The sequence below is a fragment of the Nocardia vaccinii NBRC 15922 genome, from assembly GCF_001613305.1.
GTDB classification, from domain to species: Bacteria; Actinomycetota; Actinomycetes; order Mycobacteriales; family Mycobacteriaceae; genus Nocardia; species Nocardia vaccinii.
In genome coordinates, this window is the sequence record NZ_BDCC01000075.1 from 45662 (window position 1) to 52747 (window position 7086).

Here is a 7086-nt window from a genome sequence, read left to right on the forward strand (position 1 = left end):
ACTTTCACCCGGTGAATTCGATCGCGGAGCTCACGCCCCACAGGGTTATGGTCATGACCATGTCGAGGGTGATGATCGCTATAAAGCTTGCTCGTATCGCGCGTCCAGAAGCGACGCCCACTCCCTCCGGCCCGCCGGCGGCAAAGAATCCATAGTAGCAGTGGATCAGGATGACTACCACGGAGAATGCGAAGATCTTTGCTGTCGCGGCGAGAAGGTCGTAACCGCTGGTGAACTGGAAGAAGTAATGTTCATAAACTCCGGAGGCTTGCGCGTGAAGCAGAACGACGATGGTTGAACAGGCGAAATAGCTCAAGATCAGAGTAATGAGGAACGTGGGCACTATTGCGACCGCACCGGCGATCACGCGGGTGGTGACGACGAATGGCACTGATCGCAAACCCAGCGATTCGATCGCGTCGATCTCCTCGGATATCCGCATGGACCCGATCTCTGCGGTCATCCGGCAGCCGGCCTGAGCGGCGAATCCCACCGCGGCGATGATCGGGGCCAGTTCCCTGGTATTGGCGAAGGCCGACACCACTCCGGTCACCGGGCCCAGTCCGATCATGTCGAGCGTGGCGAACGACTGGACTGCGACGCCGCTGCCGATGGCGATGCCGAGCACGATCAAGACCGGCACCGTGCCGCCGCCCACAATGATGGAGCCACGCCCCCACGTGATGTCCGTGATCGTCCGGATTGTCTGTGGACGGTATCGGCGCAGGACGAACGGGACCGAGCTGAGGGCCTGCCAGACGAATGCCGCGATGAATCCGATGGATTCCAGTGGGCGCAACGCTTCGCGGCGCCGCATGAACATGAGCTGGGCCCATCGCAGTCCGGGAGGTGCATAGGGTGTTGGTGTCATCACGCGATCCGAACTGGAAGGAACATGGCCACGACCTGGGTGATCGCCAGGTTGACGACGATGATGGCCGCGACGGACAACACCACGGCCGCGTTCACACCGTCGGCGACACCCCGGGGACCGCCCTTGGCTTCCAGCCCGCGTTGGCAGGCGATGATGACAACCAGAAATCCGAACAGCATCGATTTTGCGAGTGAGATCCACAGATCTGCGAGCGCGGTGAAGGAGCCGAACGTCGCCCAATAGCTGCCGGGCGTGACGTTCTCGGGGCCGATCGCGATCGCGTAACCAGCGAGAACCCCGACAAAGACAATCAAGACATTGAGCAGCGGCGCGACGAAGAGCATCGCGGCAACCCGAGGGATGACCAGCCTGTGCACCGGGCTGATCCCCATCGTGTGCAGCGCGTCGATTTCTTCACGAATGTTCCGTGCACCGAGGTCGGCGGCTATCGCTGAGGCACCGGCACCGCCCAGCAGCAATCCGGTCGTGATCGGTGCTCCCTGCTGGATCACACCCATGCCGCTGGCGGCGCCGACCATGGAGTCGGCTCCGAGTTGATGGATCAGGTTGCCGACCTGCATGGACACCACGACCCCGAAGGGAATCGCCATCAGAACGGCAGGAATCGCGGTGACCGTTATGAGGTACCAGGACTGCTGCAGCATTTCGCGCCATTGGAACTTCAATGTGACGATGTCGGTGAAGATGCCACGAACCGATTCTCGAGCGAGATCGGCGACCCGCCCGAACGTCCGAAGTGCAGACTTCGATGTCTCGGCAAGATTGTGCCCGGCGATCGTTGCCGTCGATTCTGGGCCGGGTGGCCTCGCATTCGCTGGCAACTCCGTCACGTCGCTGTGATCGGAAATGGGATCCTGGCGTCTCGCCACCAACGTTCTTACCTCTTTCGGTCCGAGAGGCGGCTTCGGCCCATCGTGGGGCCATCTTCTCGACAGCGCTGATGAAGGGCCAGGTAGCTCCTCTTTGTCATCGCTACCATCGGTAGCTGATACCGATGGATCAGTAGTGTGCTCCGGGACACGTTCGACGTCAAGGGGGTCCGGCGATTCCTGTAGGCCCGCCTGGAGCGATGCGGCGAAGAGGGCTTCGGGGTCCGGTTCTACGGCCTGCTTGAAGCGAGCCCATTGATACCTGCGGTCCAGCAACTCCTAGCCTATGGCGGACTGTCGAAGGGGCGTCGTCGAAGGGCATCGGTTCGTCGCGTGCGGTCAGTTGTGAGGAAATCCTCAGAAACTCTTGACTGAGAACTTCTTCGTAAGTGACGATATAGTCAGAAGGTGAAGGGAGTGGTCGATGGCAGACTGCGCGATCTCGATGCTGATCTGCGCGGCGGGGACGGAGCCCTGGATTGCGAACAGCCGGGGCGAGTTCGGAATCCGACCCTCGAGGTACACCACCGCCCATGGTCGGAATACGAGAAGCCCGACCTTGTCGGTGCCGAAACATTCACCACAGCATCAGGTTTCATGGCGATCGCGCGGTCCTCGTCGAGCATCACCGCGCACCGAGCGCGCACGGATTTCCGTTCCCGTCGTGGGTGGTTGCCTCGATTTCTCCAGGAGTTCCGATGCGTAAGCACGCCGATGTGCCAACCTATGAGCCGGATCTGTATTCGCCGCGGGCGGTTCGCGACACCTATCCGCACGACGAGCGGTTGCGGGGGCTCGGAGCGGTGGTGTGGCTGGCCCGTCAGAAGGCGTATGCGCTGCCGCGGTATGCCGAATGCAAGCAGGTGCTGCTCGATGACGCGACTTTCGTTTCTGGTGCCGGCGTCGGCCTGAACCCGGTCTCTAACCGGCTCTCGCGCGGAACCACCTTGAACAGCGATGGTGTCGACCACGTCCGTCGTCGAGCGCTGCTGTCCCCGCACTTGGCTCCGCGAGCGTTGCGCACGATGCGTGATTCCGTCGACAAGCAGGCGGATGCGGTCGTCGCGGCCCGCAACCGCGGAAGGTCGCATCGACGGTGTCGAGCTGGCGACCGCGCTCCCGATGTCGGTCGTGCCCGATTTGATCGGCTGGCCGCACGAAGGCCGCGAAAACCTTTTACGTTGGGCGGGAGCGACTTTCGACGCGCTCGGACCCATCAACCAGCAAACGGTGCGATCCACCCCTTCGGGTATCGAGATGATGCGATTCGCTCGGCGGGTCGCCCGTGATCGCACGATCCTGCCCGGCGGCGCGGGTCAAGACGTGTTGCGCGCGGCCGACGAGGGCACGATCCCGCGTTCCGACTGCCCGGCGGTGCTGATCGACTACTTGGCGCCGTCACTGGACACCACGATCAGCGCGATCTCGAGTGCGTTGTATCTGCTGGCCGCCCATCCCGAGCAATGGCGGCTGCTGAAATCGGATCCGTCGCTGATCCCTAACACAGTGAACGAGGTCGTCCGATACGAATCTCCGATCCGCGCGTTCTCGCGCAAAGCCGTTCGCGATGCCGAGATCGCCGGAACGCCGATCGAGAAGGACGCGCGGGTCGTGGTCATCTACGGTTCGGCCAATCGTGACCCACTCGAATGGGAATCCCCGGACACCTTCGATATTCGCCGCGACGCCACCCGCCAACTCGGATTCGGCCACGGAACCCATGGCTGCGCGGGCCAAGGGCTGGCCCGGCTGGAGACCCAGGCCATGCTGCGTGCGCTGGTCGAACGTGTCGACCGGATCGAGGTGGCCGGAGAGCCCGAATGGGCGATGAACAACATCATCCACCGCTACGCGCGTTTGCCGCTGCGACTGATTCCGGCCTGAAGGAGGGCACTTCGATGAAGATCGCCATCGGCTACGACCGCTGTGAAGGACACGGGCTGTGCGCCGAACAAGCACCGGCTGTGTTCAGTCTCGACGACGACGCCGAACTGACTTATCGCTTCGACGGTGCAGAAGTGCCCGGCGACCAGGTCGCCGCGGCTGGTGCGGCTATCGTGTCCTGCCCGGTCGCGGCCTTGCGAGCATCGTCGTGAGCGAGCGCCATGCCGTGGTTGTCGGTGCATCCATCGCCGGTGTGACGGCGGTCCGCGAATTGCGGGCCCTCGGCCATCGCGGAGCGATCACCATGATCGGCGCGGACCCGCACGGCTCCTCTGCGCGCCCGCCACTGTCGAAGGCTGTGCTCGAGGATTCGACCGCCGACGCAACCCTCGGCTACGGCTCGATGATCTCGACGTCACTAGCGTGCGTTCCGCTGCGGTGGCCGCTGATTTCGACCGACGCACGGTCGTAATCGCTGATAGCGACACCTTTTCCTACGGTGCGCTGATCATCGCAAGCGGCGCCGAAGCCCGTCGCATCGCCGCCCCCGGGCAACGCGGCGAACTCGAGCTGCGGACGCTCGATGATGCGCGCACATTGCGCCCACGCCTGGACACCGCCACCGCGGTGATCGTTGTCGGCGCGGGATTCCTCGGGATGGAAGTCGCCAGTGCCTGCGTTGCGCGCGGCATTCCCGTCACCGTGATCGATATCGATCCGCCCCTGCGAACCCGTCCTGGGTTCGTACCTGAGCGGCGTGATCAGCGCACGCGCCGTAGAACGGGGCGTTCGAATAGTGCAGACAACAGAATTCGCCACCCTCGTTCGTGATCCGGTCAGCGGTGTGGCCCTTTCGAGCGGTGACGTATTGACAGCTGACTTGGTGGTTACCTGCGCCGGAGAAATTCCGAACACCTCTTGGCTGGCAGGCACCGGTTTGGCTGACCGCAACGGTATCGGCATAGACGACGCGTGCATGACCACGGCCCTTGATGTTTATGCCGCTGGGGAGGTCGCATATCTGCGAACGGGAAACAGCGCGCGCCATTCCGGTCCAACGTCGTTGCTCAAGCCGAGGTCGCCGCGGCTTCGGGGCTGGGGCTACAGCCGGTCGGAGCCGCGAGCGACCACTATTTCTGGACCGAAATCCTCGGCATATCGATCAAGGTACTCGGGCCATTGCCACTGATCGGCGCTCCCACCAGCATCGAGGGAAGCCTCGCCGACGGATCTGCCCTGCGCAGCCGCCGGTTGAACGATTCGACGAATCCGTTGTTCCACGGCGTGCCGGGCGGAGGATAGACAATCCCACCCGATCAGCGCAGAACTGTTGCAGCGTATGAGAAATCATTTCCGGTCCGTTGTCCATGCGCAGCACCCTCGGTGGACCACCACGTGCGGTGAACACCTCCTGGAGCTCAGTCACGAGTTTCTCGGCGGTGATCGACCGCTCCACCAGATGTAGCAGCGATTCGCGGGTGTGTTCGTCGATCATCGAGGCGATCCTCACCGCCTTGCCGTCGACGGTGGAGTCGAACTGGAAATCCAACGCCCACAACACTTTCGGTGCGTCGGCGTCGATCGGAGGGCAGCGTCGCCAACCGGCCCGTCTACGTCGCCGTCGGCGTGGACACCGCTGGTGAACGCGACGTCCTGGGCATGTGGGTCGGCACCGGAGGTGAGGGAGCCAAGGAATCTGTCACCTACCTGTCGGACCTGCAAAACTGGGGCGTCGAGGATTATCTGCCTCGTCGCCTGCGAGGGCCTCAAAGGTCTGCCCGATGCGTTGCACTCGCTCTGGCCACGCGCGCTCAGTGACCAGTCAGGCGATCACCGGCTCGCCCACGAAGATCCTTACAGTCCCTCCTCCGGTGCGGGCAGTTGCGCGACCAGGCCGGCGAAGTCTTCGGGTGCCAGGTGGTGACGATGCTCCGGGACTATCTGCTGGAGGTTCTCCGCCTTGGTCATCTGCTTGCTTGGACCTCTCTTTTCCTGTCCTCTATACAGGGGCGCGGCTGAGGACGATGTCGAAGGTCGCCACCTGGACACCGTCGGCGTCGGTGAGGAACTCCAGGATCAGTTCGGGTGCGACCCCGAACACGGCATCTGAATCGAGGTAGTCGCTCTCGGCGTCGAACACCTCGGTCGTGAGGGGGCGAAAGCCGGCCGCAGTCACGAGCAGATGGATGTGCGCAGCCCGCCACGGGTGTCGTCCCGTCGCCGCGAGCAATGCCCCCACCGGCCCATCATCGGGGATCGTGTACGGAACCGGCCTGATCGTGCGGATCTCGTAGCGCCCATCTGCGTCGGTGGTGTACTTGCCACGTAGGTTGAACTCCGGTTGCTCGGGATCCTGAATCGCGTACAGCCGGTTTGACGCGTTCTGCCACACGTCGAGCGTCGCGCCCGCGACCGGCCGGCCGTCGAGGTCGGTCACGCGGCCGCGGAGCAGCGCCGGCGCGTCTCCATCGTCGCGCTCGACCATCGACTCCCCAAACGCCCGGTGTGGCGATCCCGCCGCATAGAACGGTCCTGTCAGCGTCTGGATCGTCGCGCCGTCGGCTGTGGAGGTGGTCTCCACCAGGCTGGACAGGCCGAGCACGTCGGAGAGCAACTCCGCCTCCTGGCGCACCTCGGTCGAGATCTGGCCCACAGCCGTGAGAAAGCGCATAGCTGTGCGCCGTTCCTTGGTCTGCAGCCCCGCCTCGCTGGCAAAGGCGTGCAGATGCCGCACGGCCGCCTGCATGACCTTGCGCAACCGCGGGTCGGGGGTGTTCTCGAACGTGGCCAGCACTTGGTCGAGTAACAGCTCGGGGCTGAAGTGGCTGTCCTGCTGCTCCGACATCAGCGGTTGAGCACCCCGCCGGCCAGCCAGGTCCGGCCATCCGCGTAGAGCGCCTCGACCTCCGGTCCGGTCAGTCCTGGCATGTCGCGCTTGACCTCGTAGCCGATACCGGCCTGGAGATACGCGAGATGCCGGTAGCCCTCAGGAAAGGAGGCGAGCAGCTCGCGGTCGAGGCTCGGCGCCTCGGTCGGGTCCAGCGGGTCGAGACGATCCTTCTCGTAGATCGGCTGGCGCAGCACCAGCCCCCAGCGCCGTTCACGGCGTTCGAAGAAGTCGTAGAACCGGCCGGTGCAGACCACGTCGCAGATCACCCCCTCCACCGGTGCGCGCTGCGAGATCGTCATCTTCGTCTGCGCGATCGCGCGGTCATCAGCGACATCAACGCTGGCTCCGCCGAGAAAGTGCAGGATCCTGACGCCTCGCTCGAACCCTTCGCGACTCACGCTGATGAAGTCCTCGAAGGCTCCCTGCCACCAGGTCGCCATCATCCGCCCGTCCTCGTGCCAGACGGTGCGGAAGCGGTCCCAGTCGCAGGCGTCCCGCCACAGCGCCCAGTTCTCGACGAGGCTGCGGATCTCGAGCTCTGCGGCGGC

At 64.0% G+C, this 7086-nt stretch carries 9 protein-coding genes and 2 pseudogenes; 5 read left to right on the forward strand and 6 right to left on the reverse strand.

Annotation, left to right across the window (positions count from 1 at the left end; translation table 11 throughout):
* Window positions 1-4: 4 nt before the first annotated feature.
* Together NV1_RS37170 and NV1_RS37175 are read right to left on the reverse strand one after the other, a co-directional pair.
* Window positions 5-871: an MlaE family ABC transporter permease gene (locus NV1_RS37170; RefSeq protein WP_067902735.1), complete on the reverse strand. Its 867-nt coding sequence runs from the start codon at window positions 869-871 to the stop codon at window positions 5-7.
* Complete coding sequence (locus tag NV1_RS37175; RefSeq protein WP_067902779.1) at window positions 871-1671, reverse strand: MlaE family ABC transporter permease; 801 nt, start codon at window positions 1669-1671, stop codon at window positions 871-873. The genes NV1_RS37170 and NV1_RS37175 overlap by 1 nt, the downstream gene beginning before the upstream one ends.
* Before the next feature lie 1146 nt (window positions 1672-2817).
* On the opposite strand from NV1_RS37175, the gene NV1_RS37180 reads away from it, so the two are divergent.
* The 4 genes and pseudogenes from NV1_RS37180 (at window position 2818) to NV1_RS47110 (ending at window position 4837) form a co-directional block, all read left to right on the forward strand.
* Window positions 2818-3648 (forward strand): cytochrome P450, encoded by an 831-nt coding sequence (locus NV1_RS37180; protein ID WP_307631106.1) that lies wholly within the window; start codon window positions 2818-2820, stop codon window positions 3646-3648.
* 14 nt (window positions 3649-3662) lie between these two features.
* Complete coding sequence (locus NV1_RS37185) at window positions 3663-3860, forward strand: ferredoxin (RefSeq protein WP_067902738.1); 198 nt, start codon at window positions 3663-3665, stop codon at window positions 3858-3860.
* 14 nt (window positions 3861-3874) lie between these two features.
* The gene (locus NV1_RS47105; RefSeq protein ID WP_373864701.1) at window positions 3875-4120 is read left to right on the forward strand and encodes a hypothetical protein; all 246 of its coding nucleotides are present in this window, start codon (window positions 3875-3877) and stop codon (window positions 4118-4120) included.
* A pseudogene (locus NV1_RS47110) lies at window positions 4087-4837 on the forward strand (FAD-dependent oxidoreductase). Before NV1_RS47105 ends, NV1_RS47110 begins: the two are co-directional and overlap by 34 nt.
* On the opposite strand, the gene NV1_RS47115 reads toward NV1_RS47110, so the two are convergent.
* On the reverse strand, window positions 4779-4955 hold the full coding sequence (locus NV1_RS47115) for an integrase core domain-containing protein (protein WP_373864702.1): 177 nt from the start codon (window positions 4953-4955) through the stop codon (window positions 4779-4781). The pseudogene NV1_RS47110 and the gene NV1_RS47115 overlap by 59 nt on opposite strands.
* Before the next feature lie 20 nt (window positions 4956-4975).
* Window positions 4976-5209 (reverse strand): annotated as a pseudogene (locus NV1_RS47120) (integrase catalytic domain-containing protein); the annotation flags it as partial.
* Between the two features lie 65 nt (window positions 5210-5274).
* Here NV1_RS47120 and NV1_RS44175 point away from each other — a divergent pair.
* The gene (locus NV1_RS44175) at window positions 5275-5466 is read left to right on the forward strand and encodes a hypothetical protein (protein WP_245714127.1); all 192 of its coding nucleotides are present in this window, start codon (window positions 5275-5277) and stop codon (window positions 5464-5466) included.
* 181 nt (window positions 5467-5647) lie between these two features.
* On the opposite strand, the gene NV1_RS37205 is transcribed toward NV1_RS44175, so the two are convergent.
* Both NV1_RS37205 and NV1_RS37210 read right to left on the reverse strand, forming a co-directional pair.
* Window positions 5648-6493, reverse strand: coding sequence for a dioxygenase family protein (locus NV1_RS37205; RefSeq protein ID WP_067902748.1), 846 nt, complete (start codon window positions 6491-6493; stop codon window positions 5648-5650).
* The coding region (locus NV1_RS37210) for a nuclear transport factor 2 family protein (protein WP_067902751.1) at window positions 6493-7086 on the reverse strand (594 nt) is incomplete at its 5' end. The genes NV1_RS37210 and NV1_RS37205, both read right to left, overlap by 1 nt.

What these genes read in the sequence shown, in the direction of transcription:
- NV1_RS37185 (WP_067902738.1), top strand. Translation starts at nt 3,663, where the DNA reads ATGAAGATCGCCATCGGCTACGACCGCTGTGAAGGACACGGGCTGTGC.
- NV1_RS37170 (WP_067902735.1), bottom strand. Translation starts at nt 871, where the DNA reads ATGACACCAACACCCTATGCACCTCCCGGACTGCGATGGGCCCAGCTC.
- NV1_RS37205 (WP_067902748.1), bottom strand. Translation starts at nt 6,493, where the DNA reads ATGTCGGAGCAGCAGGACAGCCACTTCAGCCCCGAGCTGTTACTCGAC.
- NV1_RS37180 (WP_307631106.1), top strand. Translation starts at nt 2,818, where the DNA reads ATGCGGTCGTCGCGGCCCGCAACCGCGGAAGGTCGCATCGACGGTGTC.